This is a genomic window from Streptomyces sp. CT34, assembly GCF_000805335.1.
GTDB lineage: Bacteria > Actinomycetota > Actinomycetes > Streptomycetales > Streptomycetaceae > Streptomyces.
On the sequence record NZ_KN708640.1, the window covers coordinates 1 to 545 of the forward strand.

Consider the following 545-nt stretch of genomic DNA (forward strand, 5'->3'; position numbering starts at 1 on the left):
GCGAGCGTTGCTCGCCCTTCGCGATGCCGGCCCCAGTGAACTCAGCCTTCGGGTTGGGGTGGTGGGTGGCTGGTCGTTGCTTGAGAACTGCACAGTGGACGCGAGCATCTGTGGCCAAGTTTTTAAGGGCGCACGGTGGATGCCTTGGCACCAGGAACCGATGAAGGACGTGGGAGGCCGCGATAGGCCCCGGGGAGCTGTCAACCGAGCTTTGATCCGGGGGTGTCCGAATGGGGAAACCCGGCAGTCGTCATGGGCTGTCACCCGCTGCTGAACACATAGGCAGTGTGGAGGGAACGCGGGGAAGTGAAACATCTCAGTACCCGCAGGAAGAGAAAACAACCGTGATTCCGGGAGTAGTGGCGAGCGAAACTGGATGAGGCCAAACCGTATTGGTGTGATACCCGGCAGGGGTTGCCAGTGCGGGGTTGTGGGAGTTCTCTTGATCGGTCTGCCGGCCGGTCGGTGAGTCAGAAACCGTTGATGTAGGCGAAGGGCATGCGAAAGGCCCGGCGTAGAGGGTAAGACCCCCGTAGCTGAAATGT

1 rRNA gene (running past one end of the window) is annotated in these 545 nt (G+C 60.7%); it reads left to right on the forward strand.

The window, feature by feature from the left end:
- Nucleotides 1-112 precede the first annotated feature (112 nt).
- Nucleotides 113-545: ribosomal RNA gene (locus RZ84_RS40065) — 23S ribosomal RNA — on the forward strand (it continues 3000 nt past the right edge of the window).